The 16,733-nt window shown below is 40.5% G+C and carries 14 protein-coding genes; 9 read left to right on the top strand and 5 right to left on the bottom strand.

All coding sequences use genetic code 11. The features are described from left to right. Window positions 1–26 precede the first annotated feature (26 nt). Entirely contained in the window at window positions 27–902 is an 876-nt protein-coding gene (locus MFF31_RS18205) for a radical SAM/SPASM domain-containing protein (RefSeq protein ID WP_238189789.1), read from the top strand. Here the strand turns inward: MFF31_RS18205 and MFF31_RS18200 are convergent. Continuing rightward, the gene (locus tag MFF31_RS18200) at window positions 887–2,077 is read right to left on the bottom strand and encodes a chloride channel protein (protein ID WP_238189788.1); all 1,191 of its coding nucleotides are present in this window, start codon (window positions 2,075–2,077) and stop codon (window positions 887–889) included. The genes MFF31_RS18205 and MFF31_RS18200 overlap by 16 nt on opposite strands. Window positions 2,078–2,230: 153 nt before the next feature. On the opposite strand from MFF31_RS18200, the gene MFF31_RS18195 reads away from it, so the two are divergent. Together MFF31_RS18195 and MFF31_RS18190 are read left to right on the top strand one after the other, a co-directional pair. Next, a complete protein-coding gene (locus MFF31_RS18195) occupies window positions 2,231–2,968 on the top strand; it encodes a DUF1361 domain-containing protein (RefSeq protein WP_238189787.1) in 738 nt (245 codons plus the stop codon). A gap of 156 nt (window positions 2,969–3,124) precedes the next feature. Beyond that, window positions 3,125–4,318: a hypothetical protein gene (locus MFF31_RS18190; protein ID WP_238189786.1), complete on the top strand. Its 1,194-nt coding sequence runs from the start codon at window positions 3,125–3,127 to the stop codon at window positions 4,316–4,318. Window positions 4,319–4,414: 96 nt separating this feature from the next. On the opposite strand, the gene MFF31_RS18185 is transcribed toward MFF31_RS18190, so the two are convergent. Continuing rightward, complete coding sequence (locus tag MFF31_RS18185; protein ID WP_238189785.1) at window positions 4,415–5,374, bottom strand: cation diffusion facilitator family transporter; 960 nt, start codon at window positions 5,372–5,374, stop codon at window positions 4,415–4,417. 175 nt (window positions 5,375–5,549) lie between these two features. Between MFF31_RS18185 and MFF31_RS18180 the strand changes: the two genes are divergently transcribed. Genes MFF31_RS18180 through MFF31_RS18170 form a run of 3 tightly spaced genes read left to right on the top strand, consistent with a single transcriptional unit; the run spans window position 5,550 to window position 9,302 of the window. Next, window positions 5,550–5,975 (top strand): GNAT family N-acetyltransferase, encoded by a 426-nt coding sequence (locus MFF31_RS18180; protein WP_238189784.1) that lies wholly within the window; start codon window positions 5,550–5,552, stop codon window positions 5,973–5,975. 45 nt (window positions 5,976–6,020) lie between these two features. Next, entirely contained in the window at window positions 6,021–7,451 is a 1,431-nt protein-coding gene (locus MFF31_RS18175) for an MBOAT family O-acyltransferase (protein ID WP_238189783.1), read from the top strand. Between the two features lie 9 nt (window positions 7,452–7,460). Beyond that, entirely contained in the window at window positions 7,461–9,302 is a 1,842-nt protein-coding gene (locus tag MFF31_RS18170; protein WP_238189782.1) for a polysaccharide deacetylase family protein, read from the top strand. A 68-nt stretch (window positions 9,303–9,370) separates the two neighbouring features. On the opposite strand, the gene MFF31_RS18165 is transcribed toward MFF31_RS18170, so the two are convergent. Beyond that, window positions 9,371–9,517 carry a hypothetical protein gene (locus MFF31_RS18165; protein WP_238189780.1) on the bottom strand — a complete coding sequence of 49 codons (147 nt, stop codon included), beginning with the start codon at window positions 9,515–9,517 and terminating at the stop codon, window positions 9,371–9,373. A gap of 185 nt (window positions 9,518–9,702) precedes the next feature. Here MFF31_RS18165 and MFF31_RS18160 point away from each other — a divergent pair, with 185 nt between their 5' ends. Both MFF31_RS18160 and MFF31_RS18155 read left to right on the top strand, forming a co-directional pair. Then, window positions 9,703–10,884: a substrate-binding domain-containing protein gene (locus MFF31_RS18160; RefSeq protein ID WP_238189778.1), complete on the top strand. Its 1,182-nt coding sequence runs from the start codon at window positions 9,703–9,705 to the stop codon at window positions 10,882–10,884. Between the two features lie 16 nt (window positions 10,885–10,900). Then, window positions 10,901–11,872 carry a 2-hydroxyacid dehydrogenase gene (locus tag MFF31_RS18155; protein ID WP_238189777.1) on the top strand — a complete coding sequence of 324 codons (972 nt, stop codon included), beginning with the start codon at window positions 10,901–10,903 and terminating at the stop codon, window positions 11,870–11,872. Between the two features lie 89 nt (window positions 11,873–11,961). Here the strand turns inward: MFF31_RS18155 and MFF31_RS18150 are convergent, their stop codons facing one another. Continuing rightward, window positions 11,962–14,007: a molybdopterin oxidoreductase family protein gene (locus MFF31_RS18150; RefSeq protein ID WP_238189775.1), complete on the bottom strand. Its 2,046-nt coding sequence runs from the start codon at window positions 14,005–14,007 to the stop codon at window positions 11,962–11,964. Between the two features lie 178 nt (window positions 14,008–14,185). After that, window positions 14,186–14,962: a helix-turn-helix transcriptional regulator gene (locus MFF31_RS18145; RefSeq protein ID WP_238189773.1), complete on the bottom strand. Its 777-nt coding sequence runs from the start codon at window positions 14,960–14,962 to the stop codon at window positions 14,186–14,188. A gap of 105 nt (window positions 14,963–15,067) precedes the next feature. On the opposite strand from MFF31_RS18145, the gene pyk reads away from it, so the two are divergent. Continuing rightward, on the top strand, window positions 15,068–16,486 hold the full coding sequence (gene pyk, locus MFF31_RS18140) for a pyruvate kinase (protein WP_238189772.1): 1,419 nt from the start codon (window positions 15,068–15,070) through the stop codon (window positions 16,484–16,486). The last annotated feature ends 247 nt before the right edge of the window (window positions 16,487–16,733 follow it).

The following is a 16,733-nucleotide window of genomic DNA, read 5'->3' as shown; positions in this document are numbered from 1 at the left end:
AATTTAAACAGATGGAGCGTTAGAAGATGAAACGATTTAAAAAATTTTATATAGAAACGACAAGCATTTGTAATTTATCCTGTCATTTTTGTCCGCCAACATTGCGTGGAAAAGGCTTTGTTACAATTGAAGATTTCAAAAAAACATTAGATCAAATTAAACCTCATACCGATTATATATATTTTCATGTCAAGGGAGAGCCATTGCTGCATCCCAAAATTGATGAATTACTCGACATTAGCCATGAAAAAGGCTTTAAGGTGAATATAACAACAAACGGCACATTAATAACAAAAAACAAGGAAAAGCTGCTTGGCAAGCCAGCCCTTAGACAAATAAATTTTTCACTGCACAGTTTTGATGGGCATGCCGGATCTAAGGATAAAGCAGGTTATTTGGCCCAAATCTTGTCTTTTGTTAGAGAAGCAACTGCAACAAGCGATATTATTATTTCGTTCCGACTATGGAATTTAGATATGAACAACGAAATTAATAAGCAGCAGGATAAAAATCGTGAATTGCTCGGTATGATTGAAGAAGCTTTTGGACTGGATTATTTGATTGAGGAGAAGTTTAAACCAGGTTCTGGTGTGAAAATTGCGGATCGAATTTATTTGAATCAAGATCCTGAGTTCAAATGGCCAGATTTAAAGGAGCCTGAGGATGATGGGAAAGGTTTCTGTCATGCACTTCGAAATCAAGCAGGAGTATTAATCGATGGCACTGTAATTCCATGTTGCTTGGATGGAGAAGGGATTATTAAACTCGGAAACATTCACGAAAACCACTTTTCGGATATCGTAGAAGGCGAACGAGCGAATAACCTCTATGACGGCTTCTCACGAAGAGAAGCCGTTGAAGAGCTATGTAGAAAATGTGGCTATCGTCAACGGTTCGGCTGAAGATTGCGTATATGAGCTTCATAAATAGTAGAACGTCCCGAGACGATGCTGCTAATGAAACAAGAAAGTAATAAATAAAAAGCTCCTTCTATGCCGAATAGCTCTAGTCCTAACACGACACACGCAAGCGGCGTCTTGGAAGCAGCGCCGAAGATTGACGTTAATCCAAGTGCCGCCAGAAATGAAGCGGGGAGCAGCAGATAAGAGGATAAGGCACTGCCTAGAGTTGAACCAATAACAAAAAGTGGTGTCACCTCTCCGCCGATGAAACCTGTTCCTAGTGTAACTGCGGTGAATAACATCTTTAGAAAAAAGTCAGCTAGCGGCATCGTATCGGTGAACGCTTTTTCAATTAGTGGGAGCCCAAGACCTAAATAGTCTCGGCTTCCAATAATGAACACTAAAGAAATGATGATACAGCCGCCTGCAAAAGCACGCATAACCGGATGCGAAATGAGATGCGTCATTACTTTTTTGAAGGTGGAGGTCATTAGAACAAATATTGTCGCAGCAAAACCAAATACAATAGCAGCTAAAACTACTTTGCCCAGTACTAGCCAGCTCAATGATGGTACTGTAGCAATCACATAATGGCTATGTACAATTCCCCAGCCTAACGTTACATAATGTCCCGTATAACTTGCAATAAGACAGGGGAGAAGCGCCTTATAGCGCATAGTGCCTTTTGTGGATACTTCGAGTCCAAATAGTGTTCCAGCAAGCGGAGTTCCAAACACAGAAGCGAATCCAGCGCTACAACCTAATAACACTATAAGTCTTTGATCCGAGTCATTAAGCTTAAATAGTGTTCCAATCGTTGCAGCTAGGCTGCTGCCTAATTGGACGGCCGTCCCTTCTCGGCCAGCGGACCCACCAAATAGGTGGGTTATTAGCGTACCAACTAGCACAAGTGGTGCCATAAGTGCTGGCACGGAGCCACTGCCCGAATGAATTTGTGAAAGTATAAGATTAGTACCTTTGATGGCTTCCTTGCCATACTGCAAATAGATGTAACCGACCAGTGCTCCTCCGAAAGGAAGCAGCCAAAGCAACCATAGATAATTCGTTTGCAGAAACATTATGTACTCCAAACTCGTTAGAAATAGGGCAGAGGCAGATCCAGCACAAATTCCAATTGCAATCGTAAGCAGCAGCCACTTTACTTGTTTCTTCATTAGCGTGACCTCTTTTACTTATGTTGTTGAATGTTTAAATAATTCGTTTATCTTGTTATTTTACGATGAATGAACATGAAGCGATAGAAAAAATAATTACTTAAGATTGAAATACTTCATTTCAACTCAGCATATTTCACCAAAGGAGTACAGATGACAAAAAACAAACATACATTAGATGGACATGTATTATTTATTATCGTGTTAGTTATTGCAACGACCAGTTGTTTAACGGTTACACAATATTTGCAAATGAAAACAAATACAAATATGTACAACTTCTTGACTTGGGATATTTTTTTAGCATGGACTCCACTGTTTTTGTCTATTGCTATCACTAAATTTTTTAACAATGACCGTACGATGTTGAATAAACTGCTCATTATTTTTTTGAGTGGAGCATGGATATTTTTCCTGCCAAATGCTGCTTATCTATTCACTGAAATCATACACAGCTTTAGATATTTTGAAAGGCAAGGTGAAGAAATCTTTTGGGATAAAATGTGGTTTTGGTACAGTTTAACGATTGCTTTTGTAACTGCAATTATTGGTTTATTGCTGTCGACGTACTCGATTTATCAGATGAGCAAAATAGTCAATCGCATTTTCAATAAATATGTTAGCTCTCTATTTGTTGTTTTTGTTATGTTGCTTAGCAGTATTGGCGTTTATATAGGGAGATTTAACCGTTGGAATAGCTGGGATATCATCGATCAGCCAAAAATAATTATGAAGGATATCCTTAACGATTGGTTTAAGGAAGGCAGTATACTCTTAGAATTTGTTACGTTAATGTTTGTCATTCAATTGTTTTGTTACCTTGTTTTTAGCGCTGCAATCCGCAATAAAAATAATGTTAGGAACAACGAGATCATCCATTCAAGTCGATAAAATGTAATTTGAAATGTCAAATATGTAAAGCTTAAAAATACGCTAGGCCATTTCATTTAAATGGCTGGCGTATTTTTAGTATTTGCGCGAAAATTAATGCTTCGTGAGCAGTATAAATGAGAGATTATATTTGCAATCTATAGAGGGGGGAATTTAATGAAATGGTTAAAACGAGTCCTATTATTTGTAATAGTTGGGATAACAGTCACTTATCTCGCTTCGATCATATTGAATGTAACGTACCGAACAACATTTGAGAAGTTGAGTGCAACCGATCAACAGATGCTGACGGAACTAGCGACGATTTATCAACATTTCGAGAAATCAAGCGATCAGTTGTGGAATACAGATTATCATTTTGAGAACGAACCGCTAATTGTTATTCAAAGTAATAAATCGAACGGTATTATTCGACAGGCCCCGTTTGTAATAAATGTAAAAGGAATGGAAGATCGTTTTTTTGCAAAAGAGATAGAGATGCCTGCGTCTTTACAGTTGCCTAAAATTTACAGACTACATCATTTTGACTTATCAACGTTGACTAGTTGGGCACCTTGGAACTTCGGGGAAGTTAAAATGAAAGGGACAAAAACTTTTTATTTAAAGTATTATCCAAAAATGTTTAGTGATCCTCATTTGTATTTTGATTTTTCATCCTTCCTATTGCATGAATCTTTTCATGCGTATAAACAGAGGGATTGGATATACGATAAAAACGGAGTAGAACATATTATCGATTACCCTGTAGATAAAGAAAACTATGCATTAATGGGTCTGGAATTTACATTGTTAGATAAAGCAATGGCGACGAAAAATCCGAGTATAATTAAACAATTGCTTCAAGATTGGACGATAATACGTAATTATCGCTATCACAAATGGCCTCAATTAATTGGTGAAACGAAGGCTGAGGCGATTGAGGGATCGGCACGTTATTTAGAATACAGTTACAGCAAGTTAAATGGTGGTAACCTCACGGTACTTGCGACGAAACATGAGCCATATCACATAACGTTCATGCAAGCATTTCATTTTATAGCTAATGGACAAGCAGAATCGCCAACCTTCCTAGAGAGGGATATTCGGTATGAGACAGGAGCAGCATTAGGCTTGTTAATGGACAATGCGAATATACCTTGGAAAGACGCTATTGAAGATCATGTTACGAAACGCGGGAAAACACAATTTGAAACGTTAAAAGTATATTTCCAGTTAATCCATTCCTCAGATTACAGCAAACATGTTGAAAACATTAAAAGAGATAATGATTATAGGGTTCTGCTTGAGCAGGGAGAGAGATTGGTGCGAATATATCATGGGGAGTTCGGAGGAGAAGAACAAACGAAATAACTACGTTATTGGAAAGAAAAAGGGCTGACATTCGAGTTTCGTTCGATGTCAGCTCTTTTAGATTTTATATTATTCAGCAAGAACTTTGACGCAGCTTTATTCTTGCTTCCAAGTAACTATTCCGTTGTCATCCATAATACTTAATGTTACATCTGATAAATCGGAATCCGCTAGAAGTTTCTTTTTAATGCGTGATTTGATTTCAGTTGCCTGAGCCAGAGTAAAACCTTTGCGTAATTCCACATACGCTTCCATATGGTAATGACGACCTTCTTGCACAATACGCATTTTGCCGATGTCTATTACATCTGGATCATTTAGTATAAGAGAGCTTATACGATCCTCCACATCTTTGGGAGCTGCAACACCGATAAGACCAACCATATTGTCGTAACCCACTTTGTAAGCTACTCCTACCATGAGGCAAGCAATTAATATGGTTGCAATTCCGTCCATAAGCTTGAAAGTGGTAAACTCTGCGAGGACAACTGCAAGTAGTGCGAAGACAGCACCGAGAGTTGCTACGATATCTTCATAAAAAACAAGACGAGTAGGAGGAGCTGCTCTTCCTGCATTACGGAATGCAGAAGCGACGATGCCTAATCCCTTTGCGTCTGCACGTGTTTCTTTTATTATTTCTTTCATCGCTTTCAGCAAAATAGCACCATCGATCAAAATCGCAATTATCAATACGATAAAGTTAAGCCAGAAGTTAGTCGATGCTTCGGGATATTTTATGAGCTTAATACCTTTAAGAAAAGTTTCATAAGCCATTATCGTAACGACAATTACCGCTATCATACAGAAGAGGTTGACCACACGACCGAATCCAGTCGGGAATCTCTTGGTCGGTTGCCGTTCGGCTAGAACGCTTCCGATGAATACGAAGCCTTGGTTGATTGCATCTGCTACGGAATGCATAGCTGAAGCGAACATCGTTCCACTACCACTTATCGAGGCAGCTATAGCCTTAATGATTGCCAGACCGGTATTACCAAGTGCTGCAGTGGCAGAAGAGGTGTTACCCTTTTTAATTAACGATATCCAATTGCTCATAAAATACCAAATCCTCCATATTACATCTATTTTAAGTCATTATATGCTTAATTGATTGTTACTTCAATCTGATGAGTGTTATGAGTTCGTGTCGCTATTATTCGATCTTTTTTGGCAATTCACGCAGAAGCCATTATAATAGAGATTGACTTGATGAAGGGAGTGGCACAAGGCCATGATTACAAAACAACGTGTAGAGACAAAAGAACAAATGGACGAGGCGTACCGTATCCGTAAAGATGTGTTCGTACGGGAGCAAGGAGTGCCTGAAGAAGTAGAAATTGATGAGCATGAGTCCGATGCCAATCATGTGCTAGTGTTATATAATGGAGAGCCCGCTGGGGTAGGCAGAATTCGCCAAGTAGATGGTATTGCCAAGATTGAGCGTATCTGTGTGCTTGAGCCGTTCCGCAAGCATAAGATTGGCGTAGCGATCATGGAAGAACTTGAGGCAATAGCGAAGGAGCATGGTTTCGTTAAAGCCAAGCTTCATGCACAGACGCAAGCTGCTGGATTTTATGAGAAACTGGGATATAAGGTTGACTCAGAACCATTTACGGAAGAGGATATACCCCATATTCGTATGACTAAGACGTTATAGTCGTGACTGCATCTTCATGCATATGAGCGAAAGAAGGTTAAGCTTGTGATTTTTTCTACCTATACGTTTATATTTGTTTTTCTGCCAATCACATTTTTTGTATTTAGACTATTAAGTGTATTTAAACTACAGAATGCCGCAAAGCTATGGCTTGTAATGGCCTCTATATATTTTTATGCACAAGGAAGCGGAAATTTTGTTCTACTGTTTATCGCTGATATTTTCGTGAATTTCGCTCTCGGAAGTCTCATCGTGAAAGCAGGGCGATCGGGTGCATTTTGGAGCAAAAGACTACTTATAACGATAGGACTCTTGCTAAATATCGCCTTTCTGGGGTATTACAAATACGCAAACTTTGCCATTGAAAATATTAACTTAATAAGCGGACAAGGGTTTCCTCTGCTTGAAATTGTGCTTCCGCTTGGTATTTCATTTTATACATTCCAATTAATAGCGTATTTGGTTGATTGCTACAGGGGACATACGAAAGAAACACCAATCATTGATTTTCTATTGTTCATTACCTTTTTCCCGCAGCTAATAGTAGGACCGATCGTTCATCATGGTGACGTCATTCCTCAGTTTCAGGACAAGGGTATGCGAATGTTCAACAAGACAAATATAATGCTAGGAATGTTCTTGTTTTCAATTGGATGTGCCAAAAAAATCATGTTAGCAGATCCGCTGACATCATATGCTTCGGCCTTTTACGCAAATGTAGGAGCAGGGGACACTTTGACAGCGTGGTTAGCGTCAGTTGGTTTTACGATTTCTTATTACTTTGACTTATCAGGTTATGCAGATATGGCACTTGGGCTTGCGTTGCTATTCAACATTCGATTGCCGCATAACTTTAACTCGCCTTATAAGGCACGGAACTTCCGTGAATATTGGCAACGTTGGCACATGACGTTATCAAAATTTCTGTCAGATTATATATTCCGCAGCTTTTATCGTAAAGGAAGCGGAAGCTTCAATTTCTACTTTGCCGTAATGATGACCTTCTTTGTTTCTGGCTTTTGGCATGGTGCTGGCTGGCAGTTCATTATATGGGGATTAATTAATGGTGTATTCGTATGTGCGTCCCACTTTATGTATCGCAATAAATTGAAGCTTCCGTTTTTACTTGCTTGGACGATGACATTTGCTGGCGTAGTTGCTACACGTATTCTCTTCGTATCTCAGTCAAGCTCTGACGCTTGGGAAGTTATGAAGAAGATGGTGAGCCTGCAAGACTTTGCTGGTATGACGACGACAGAAGCAATGGACAAAATCGTGACATTCGCTGCCTTTAATGCATACACGATTTTACTGCTATTGATTGGATTAGCAATTACATTGTTTGCTCGTAACTCTTCTCAGCTTACAGAAGATTTCAAACCGAGCATTAAACATGCGGTTGCAGCGGCATTCCTGCTTGGGATCTCGCTCACCCAAATGACTTCAGTATCAAAATTTTTATACTTCCAATTTTGAGGTGACGTAATGTCTTTACGCAAATGGCTGATCGCATTTATCGCTGCTTTGGCACTCGCTGCGACAGTCGTAGCAGGTTTTAACTACGTCGTCGATCCTTTTGGCGTGTTCGGCGATAAAGTGCTGAAGTGGCACTCTTATAACATGGTTAACAATCCTCGTGTAGCGAAAATTAGCTATTTGGATCAAAACCATGAAAAGTATAATTCTTATATTATTGGCGGTTCCAAATCTGGATCGATATCGCCAGAGCTGCTGGATCAGTATTACGGAGACGATGCAAGTTTCTACAGTATGCTCATGTATGGTGGTGACTTTCATGATTATGAAAAGACATTGACCTATATTATGGATGAATATAAGCCCAAAAATATTGTGCTTCATATGAGCTTGCAGGAAATTAGCCACTTCAATGAGAAAGCGACGGATTTCAAACAAACTCTACATGCTAAAGTTTCCGGTGAATCTAAATTGAAATTTTATTTGGACTATTTAAAGTTAAATCCTTCTTATGGTTATTCAAAGCTTGAAGGGTATTTTAAAAGAGCGGCTGATCCGTTTCAATATTCTCAGTTCATTCCTGAAACTGGCGTTTACAACAAAGTAAAACGCGATGCAGAGAAAGTGGATGACTTAGAGGCTTATATGGCGGCCAACAAAACTGCTTTCGCACCGTTTGGCAAGCTTGATGCAGACGCATTGGACAAAAATGTAGAAGCATTAAAGCGAATGAAAGCCTACACTGAGGCTAACGGGGCTACCTTCCGGTTAGTGACAGGAGCGACTTCAGATCAAGAGTTGCTAAGTTATGATATGGAGTCGTTAAAACAATATTGGACTAAACTAGCTGGCGTGACTGACTTCTGGGATTTCTCTGGTTACAGCCCGATTAGCGGTGATCCTCGTTATTTCTATGATACGATGCATTACCGGAACTCAGTAGGGAAGATGATGCTCGGTTATATGTTCCAAGATCCTGCAGTTTATGTACCAAATGGGTTTGGTCATTTAACGACAAGTGAAAATGTAAAGGCACGTGCAGATCAAGTATTTACACGTCCAGCTTCTGCTTCTGCTTCATCAGAAACAAAGGAAATTCCGATTCTTGTCTATCATCACATTGATGATGACCCTTTTGAGCCAAATTCTCTCATAACACCGCCTGCTAAGTTCAAAAGCGATATGGATGCAGTAAAAGCAGCGGGCTTCAATGCAGTGTTGATCAGCGATCTCATTGATTATGTAGATGGGAAGAAGGAACTGCCGGAAAATCCAGTAGCGATTACATTTGATGACGGATACTTAAGCAACTATGAATATGCATTCCCAGTACTCAAGGAGCTGAATATGAATGCAACGATATCGATAATTGGCTGGTCAGTAGGACGCAATGAGCATCGTCTGCCTGGCAAGCAGTTTTATCCTCATTTTACGTGGGAACAGGCTAGAGAGATGGAGAAGGCAGGCGTTATCGATATTCAAAATCACAGCTTTGATATGCACGAGTCATTACCAGACGATCCAACAGTACGCAGCGGAGTGTTGCAGAAGAATGCAGAGTCTAATGGTGATTATGGCAGAGCATTCATATCGGATGTAAATAAGATGGCTGGGCAGATCGAAGAGCAGCTAAGCGGTGACGTAAATATATTCACTTATCCGTTTGGCTATTATTCCCTGCAATCAGAGCAAATGCTTAAAGATTTAGGTTACCGATCAACTTTATCAACGAAGATTGGTATTAGCGTCATTGAAAAAGGTAATCCTGAGAGCTTGTTCGCACTCAAACGAATTAATGGCGGACCAGAAGTACCTAGTGATGTGTTGGTTAAACGACTGCAAGGCAAATAACAATACATTTAAAGGCTATCAACAACCCTAATTGAAAGGGGAGGTTGATAGCCTTTTTTGTGATTCAGTTAGCCGGTAGAAGGGCTATTCGGAATGTTGCCTTTTTGATTTTTATGATTGGATGTGGATGCAGCGACATTATTTTCAGCAATTTTGTCATTTGCTCGGTAGGCAAAGTTTTTGCCTGCTGGTGTTCCATGCTTGTGACGTCCCATGTCTTACCTCCATTCAATAATGGTCGTTCGATTTTGAAGCAAGTTTAGTTTCTCCTTTTGGGGAAGGGTTTATGGTGGGAAAGTAAACCACTGTTAGGCTGCGGTACTACACTAAAATGGTACTATTAAAATTCGATTATTTTCCTTAGTATGGAAATTAATGAGTAAGTGGAGGTTGTTACATAATGAAAAGTAATGTTTGGGGACGTATCATACTTGGCGTTGTTTCAATACTTTTGCTGAGTTTTTTCGGATTTTTTGCTATGTTAATCACTTCACTTAATGGTGCAGATTCATTTTATACTTGGTTAGTTATGTGGGTGTTTATTGGCATAATGGTCGTACTCGTAATTGGACTAGGCGGATGGTTTAATAAAAGGAATTATTGGTGTGGAGTAGGGGCTTTAATGCTTATTTTGCTTATTGTTATTAGCGGCTATGAAATCAATCAGGCTTATCAAGAGAGATTTACAAGGATTGGTGAGGCTGAAGTAAGGTTGTATGAATATGAGCCATTTATTGAAGGTTCCAAAGCAGTGAAGTTGAATGAACCTTCTACTTTTTCAATTAAGGACGATTTGCCCATTTTGGATGGTGCGACTGCATTGTATCCATTGTATGCTGCATTTGTTCAGGCCGTATACCCAGAGAAGGAATATAGTACATACAGCAGCATGAGTGAAGTGATGGTAACAAAAACGATTCAAGCTTATGAAAATCTTATGACTGGTAAAGCGGACATTATCTTTGCTGCAGCTCCATCAGAGCATCAGTTAGCCAGAGCTAAAAGCATGGGAATAGAACTCAAGCTTACTCCGATTGGCAGCGAGGCGTTCGTCTTCTTCGTTCAGGCGAAAAATCCAGTGCAAGGTGTAACGAAGGAGCAACTGACAGACATTTATTCTGGAGAAATAACGAATTGGTTGCAGCTTGGCGGTGATGATGCAAACATTAGAGCGTTCCAAAGACCAGAAGGAAGCGGCAGTCAATCTGCTCTACAGCGGCTTATGGAGCACAAAACGTTAATGTCACCCCCAAAAGAGGATGTAGCAGGTGCGATGGGAGGCATAATAGAACAAACATCAGATTATCGCAATTATCCAAACGCAATCGGATATTCATTTCTCTTTTATTCCACGCAGATGGTTAAGAACGGTAAGATTCGATTGTTAGAAATTGATGGGGTTGCACCAAATAGGGACAATATCTCGAATGAGAGTTATCCGCTTTCCAGCCCTTTTTATGCAGTGACGGCAGGTACGGACAATCCGAATGTCGAACCTTTTATTGAATGGATAATTTCGAAGCAGGGACAGGAGCTTGTTGAAAAAACCGGCTACACGCCATTATCCATACCTAACAACTAGATGAGGTGTCTTTCACTTGAAACCACATGTTTTCATTGACCGGACAATTCCAGATGAAGTTAAGACTTATTTAATCGAACATTGCACGTTAGATCTTTGGGAAGAGGAAGATACGATTCCTAGAGACCAATTGTACAAACGATTAAATACTGCTGATGGTTACATAACATCTGGACGCAGAATTGACGCTGCACTGCTAGCGGAAGCTCCGAAGCTTAAAGGTGTTAGTACAATTACAGTAGGTTATAATCACTTCGACATTGAGGCGATGAAGGAGCGAGGCGTATTAGGTACTCACACACCTGAGGTGCTCGATGAAACAGTTGCAGACCTTGTTTTTTCGCTTATGCTTGGAAGTGCAAGACGTGTAGCTGAACTTGATCAGTATATAAGAGCTGGACAATGGAAACGCAGTGATGGAGAAAACTTGTATGGTGTCGATGTACATCATGCAAAGCTCGGAATAATCGGTATGGGTAGAATTGGTGAATCTGTTGCACGTCGTGCAATATTCGGATTTGAAATGGAAGTCCAATATCACAATCGTTCACGTAAAATAGAAGCAGAACAAAAATATGGTGTTACCTATGCTGAACTTGATGAGTTACTGGCACATAACGATTTTGTCGTCATGCTAACCCCTTTAACAGATGCAACAAAAGGAATGATAGGGAAACGAGAACTCGGATTAATGAAGTCGTCAGCTATTTTTATTAACGTTTCACGTGGTGCTACTATTGACGAAGCTGCATTAATCGATGCACTTCGAGAAGGGTCCATTGGAGGAGCTGGACTCGATGTGTTCCTACAAGAGCCACTACCTAAAGATCATCCATTGCTTGCTCTGCCCAATGTGCTTCTTCTCCCGCATATCGGGTCTGCAACTGTAAAAACTCGTGATGAGATGGCAATGGTAGCTGCTCGTAATTTAGTTGCAGTACTACAAGGTAAACAGCCACGATATCTTGTCCCTGAATTTGCAATATAATAACGAGAGCCACATAAGAAGATAAGCTTCTTATGTGGCTCTTTTACTTTGCAAGTCGTTAATATCAATCGCACCGAATGTGCTTTTTATCAACTACCTTTAAGTACCTCAACACGATTAGAGAAGAAGGTAGCTCCTCCCCCCATATCAGCAAGTCTCTGAGGGGTCAATGCATTAACGGGGTTCCTTACGCCTTCTTGATCGTCCCACCATAAACCTTGTGTAGCAAGAACGCCAGGTAATACATCACTGCCGAGCTTAAGAGTAAGCTCAGCTTCTCCACGATCATTCCGAACACGCACAAGCTCTCCATCAGTAAGATTTAAATCTATAGCATCTAGCTCATTCATATGCAGGATTGGTCCTTTTTCTAGCTTCTGCAGACGTGCCTGATTAGCGAACGTTGAGTTAATAAAACTATGATTTGGTCCTGTCATAAGTAAAAACGGATAAGTAAGCGGCTCCTGCAGCGGCGTATATTTGGGAACAGGAGGCAAGCCAGCTTTGCTCATTGAATCTGAATAAAGCTCTATTTTCCCACTAGGAGTTGGAATTCGCTCCATGATGGGGGGCAGGTTTCCACCGCCAGCTTTCATATATTTATTTTCTTTTAACGCATCGTAAGTAATACCTTCAAGTAGTGGATTATTGACGGAGTCGAGTGCTACTCCGATCATTTCTTCTTCTGTTAGATCAAACAACTCTTTTTCAAAGCCCATGCGGAGAGCAAGTTCTTTAAATAAGGTGAAATTAGATTTACATTCACCAACAGTTTCTATAATAGGTTCGTTCAACTGCATATAAAGATGCCAGTAAGAGGAGTACAAATCAATATTTTCAAAATGTGACGTAGCAGGGAGCACAATATCCGAATATTTGCATGTATCCGTTAAGAAAAGATCATGAGTCACCGTAAACAAGTCTTCTCGTAATAATCCTGCGCGTACTTTTTGTTGATCGGGCGCAACGATAGCAGGATTACTGTTATAAACGAACAACATACGCACGGATGGGGTCAAATCCATTAATGCATCGCCGAGTTGGTTCATATTGATCGTTCGAACGTCTGGATCAGGCAATAAGTCTTTACGTTCAAGTGCAGCGTTGTTCAGCCTTGAATACCAGCTATTTCCCTTCATCGCACCGCCGCCTTGAACGGCCCATTGCCCAGTTAATGCAGGAAGACATGAAATTGTACGAATGATCATACCGCCATTGTCGTGATGCTGAAGGCCATTGCCAATTCGAATAAAGGAAGGGGTGGTTGTTCCATAAAGTTTACCCAGCTCTTCTATTTGTTCCACCGAAACACCGGTTATTTCAGAGACGATGGATGGCGGATAATGAGCTGCTTGTTCCTTAAGCTCCTCATAACCAACGGTATAGTTGCGAATAAATTGCTCGTCCACATAATTGTCACGTATTACGATATGCATAATACCAAGCGCAAGTGCAGCATCACTGCCAGGTCTTAGATGAATAAATTCATCTGCCCAAGCGGAGGTGCGATTGCGATGTACATCTATATGAATTATTTTTGCACCGTTTCTGCGTGCTTCTGTTGCGAGCATCGTCTGATGCATATTTGTAGATACTAGATTACAACCCCAGATTAAAAATAATTTTGTATGAACAGTATCCTCTGGATCAATGCCTACTGATCCACCCATCGTGTAGCTGTAACCCTTTGATCCAGCTGCATTACATATTGTACGATCAAGCTGACTTGCGCCAAGCCGATGGAAGAAACGTCGATCCATGCCTTCCGCATTCAATACGCCCATATTACCGTAGAAGCTATAGGGAAGAATGGAAGCAGCTCCATGTTCGACGATAAGACTCTTCATCTTTGACGTAATTTCTTCGTACGCTTCTACCCAGCTAATTCTCTCGAATGCCAAAGTTCCTTTGGGCCCATTACGTCGCATCGGATAGAGAAGACGATCTGGATGATAGATCCGCTCAGGTAAATGTCTTACTTTATTACAAATAGCACCTTTTGTAATGGGATGATCGGAATCTCCAGTAATCGTCTTAATTTTACCTTCGGAAATCGTAACATGAAGACCACAAGTGTCAGGACAGTCGAACGGACAAACTGAGCGAACGACCCCATCGGTTTCAAAAGTATTCATATTTCACTCACTCCATTTTGTATGTTTCGAAGATGCGAAAATGTATTGCAATTACGTTTATATTATTATAAAAGAATGTGTGAAAATCGAGATTACATACAATAATGGCTACAAAATGAACGCTGGTTGCAGATAACAAATGTGGTCTTGCTTTTACGAATGATCAGGTTAAGCTTTCTTACCCCTGCAGCTTTAAATAATGTGTTGGTGAAAGTCCGATGCTTCGTTTAAACACGCGTTGAAAATAAGATACATCCGAGTATCCGAGATATTCTGAAATTTCTGTAATGGTCAACAATGAATCCTTTAACAAATAGGTAGCAGTGCGCATCCGTGTAGCATGTACATAGTCACTAATTGTTTGTCCGGTTACTCTGCGAAATAGTGCAGCAGCATGGTTGGGAGTTCTGCCGATGCAGGCACCTAGCTGTTCCTTCGTTATTTTGCCACGATAAAATTCTTGAATATAGGCTTTCATCTTCTCCGTATGTTGCAAGGTGATTGTTGCTTCATCACCACGATCGATTTCTCGACTCCATAGGGATAATGCATCAAGGACTAAAGAAATAGCTCGAATCGAACAATAGGATATAGACTCTTGCCATTCTTTCCATACTACTCGCAGTCGTTCCAGTATGAGTTCAAAGCAACCAACTCTGGAGCACACGAATATTGGTTTTTGCAAAACGGATAACGTTTGTATTGCTTCTTCGTTAAGTGCTAGTTGAATCACAAACTTTTCGTGGAAAACAGTTGGCACACTTTTGCCATAGAAATGTACGCCGGGTTGAATGAGTAGAAAATCTCCACGTTCCAATATCGTTTTTTCCCCATTAATCCAATAAATACATTTGCCATAGGTAACAATAACTAGCCAAGCGTTTGGAGAGGGGTCATCGTGTTCCTCGAACCAACTCATTCCATGGTCAAGTCGCAGCCCTTTAATCGACAGCATTCTACACCTCATCTTACTATAGTACTTTTATCTTACTATAGTACGTGTACGATGTCTTTCTTTTCAACTACAATGAACACAGTTAAATGATGGAGGGATTACGAAATGAGCTTAACAAAAATCGTTTGTACAATGGGACCATCGAGCAATTCGATCTCAATTCTAAAAGAAATGATGAACGCGGGCATGAATGTGGCTCGTTTGAATATGGCACACGGAGAGCTGTCGGATCATAGCGGTCGCATTAGCTTAATTAGACAAGCAGCAGCAGAAGCTTCGGCTGTCGTTGCTGTTATGATGGACATTAAAGGTCCAGAAATAAGAATCGGTACTTTGCAAGAGAGCAGCTATGAATTGCAAACAGGTGGCATGCTCACCCTTACGACAAGAATAATTGAAGGTAATGGACAATGTGTATCGGTTAGTTACGATGAGTTGCCTCAGGTTGTAACGACAGGCAGTCATATATTGATTGATGATGGTTTGATTGAGCTCATTGTTGATTCTATTGAGGATACTGAAATTCACTGCAAAATAATGAATGGTGGACTATTGAAGCCACGTAAGGGCGTTAATCTACCAAGTATTCGTACAACTTTGCCTGGTGTCACAGAAAAGGATATTCGTCATATTGCATTTGGCGTTCAAGAAGGCGTCGATATGATTGCAGTTTCATTCGTTCGTAAGGCTGAAGATATTCTTCACGTTCGTCAATTGCTGGAGCAAGCAAATGCAGGTCATGTGCAAATTATTTCTAAAATAGAAAATGAAGAAGGCGTCGAAAACTTAGACTCCATTATTGAAGTTTCGGATGGAATTATGGTTGCTCGCGGAGATCTCGGCGTTGAAATTCCAGCTGAAGATGTACCAATGATCCAGCGCAAGATGATCCAAAAGTGTAACATGGCAGGTAAACCAGTCATTGTTGCTACACAGATGCTCGACTCCATGCAGGTTAATCCTAGACCTACACGCGCTGAAGTAAGTGATGTAGCGAATGCTGTTCTTCAAGGAGCAGATGCTATTATGCTTTCAGGTGAAACAGCAGCAGGGAAGTATCCTTTAGAATCCGTTAAAATGATGGAGATGATCGCAAGTCGTGCTGAATCAACAATTGATTACGCAGATCGATACCAATCGATGATGACCGTTCAATCATCTTCTGTTACAGAAGTAATTAGCCAAGCTGTTGTAAGTTCATCTTTGCAGTTGGATGCGAAGGCTATCTTGACACCTACTGAAAGTGGATTCTCTGCACGTATGGTTTCTAAATACCATCCTAAAGCACCGATCATTGCTATTACAGCGCATGATCATGTTCTTAAGCGCCTAACTCTTGTTCGTGGAGTAATTCCAATCAAAGGCGAGTCCACATCCACAACTGACGAGATGTTTAAATCGGCTATCCGTAATGGCAGTAGAACAAAACTTCTTCAATCAGGTGACTTCGTAATCATTTCTGCTGGCGTTCCTAGTGGTAAAGCTGGCGCTACGAACTTGATCCGTATACATCAAATGGAATAGATTAGGCGTTACTTTTAGCATTGCAAAAAACTGTTGACAGAACCGGCTTCAAGGTGCAACAATAGACTCTGGTCATCACGTTGTCGACACCTATGAATTCGTATAACCTCACATAACGGCCTTGGGCACAGGGTGGGGGTATCTACGGGAAGCCTTACTTCCTTGCTACGAATGGTAAGTCTTATTCTCAGAATAAGACTCTACTATCCGTAGCTTTTTTGCGTTGACACGTCAATAATGGCCCAAA

Origin of the sequence: Paenibacillus sp. L3-i20, assembly GCF_022180385.2 — a bacterium.
GTDB lineage: Bacteria > Bacillota > Bacilli > Paenibacillales > Paenibacillaceae > Pristimantibacillus.
This window is presented reverse-complemented; position numbering and strand designations above follow the sequence as displayed.

Bases quoted from the DNA above. Each gene is read 5' to 3' on its own strand.
- MFF31_RS18205 (WP_238189789.1), top strand. From the start codon at position 27: ATGAAACGATTTAAAAAATTTTATATAGAAACGACAAGCATTTGTAAT.
- MFF31_RS18200 (WP_238189788.1), bottom strand. From the start codon at position 2,077: ATGAAGAAACAAGTAAAGTGGCTGCTGCTTACGATTGCAATTGGAATT.
- MFF31_RS18195 (WP_238189787.1), top strand. From the start codon at position 2,231: ATGACAAAAAACAAACATACATTAGATGGACATGTATTATTTATTATC.
- MFF31_RS18190 (WP_238189786.1), top strand. From the start codon at position 3,125: ATGAAATGGTTAAAACGAGTCCTATTATTTGTAATAGTTGGGATAACA.
- MFF31_RS18185 (WP_238189785.1), bottom strand. From the start codon at position 5,374: ATGAGCAATTGGATATCGTTAATTAAAAAGGGTAACACCTCTTCTGCC.
- MFF31_RS18180 (WP_238189784.1), top strand. From the start codon at position 5,550: ATGATTACAAAACAACGTGTAGAGACAAAAGAACAAATGGACGAGGCG.
- MFF31_RS18170 (WP_238189782.1), top strand. From the start codon at position 7,461: ATGTCTTTACGCAAATGGCTGATCGCATTTATCGCTGCTTTGGCACTC.
- MFF31_RS18165 (WP_238189780.1), bottom strand. From the start codon at position 9,517: ATGGGACGTCACAAGCATGGAACACCAGCAGGCAAAAACTTTGCCTAC.
- MFF31_RS18160 (WP_238189778.1), top strand. From the start codon at position 9,703: ATGAAAAGTAATGTTTGGGGACGTATCATACTTGGCGTTGTTTCAATA.
- MFF31_RS18150 (WP_238189775.1), bottom strand. From the start codon at position 14,007: ATGAATACTTTTGAAACCGATGGGGTCGTTCGCTCAGTTTGTCCGTTC.
- MFF31_RS18145 (WP_238189773.1), bottom strand. From the start codon at position 14,962: ATGCTGTCGATTAAAGGGCTGCGACTTGACCATGGAATGAGTTGGTTC.
- pyk (WP_238189772.1), top strand. From the start codon at position 15,068: ATGAGCTTAACAAAAATCGTTTGTACAATGGGACCATCGAGCAATTCG.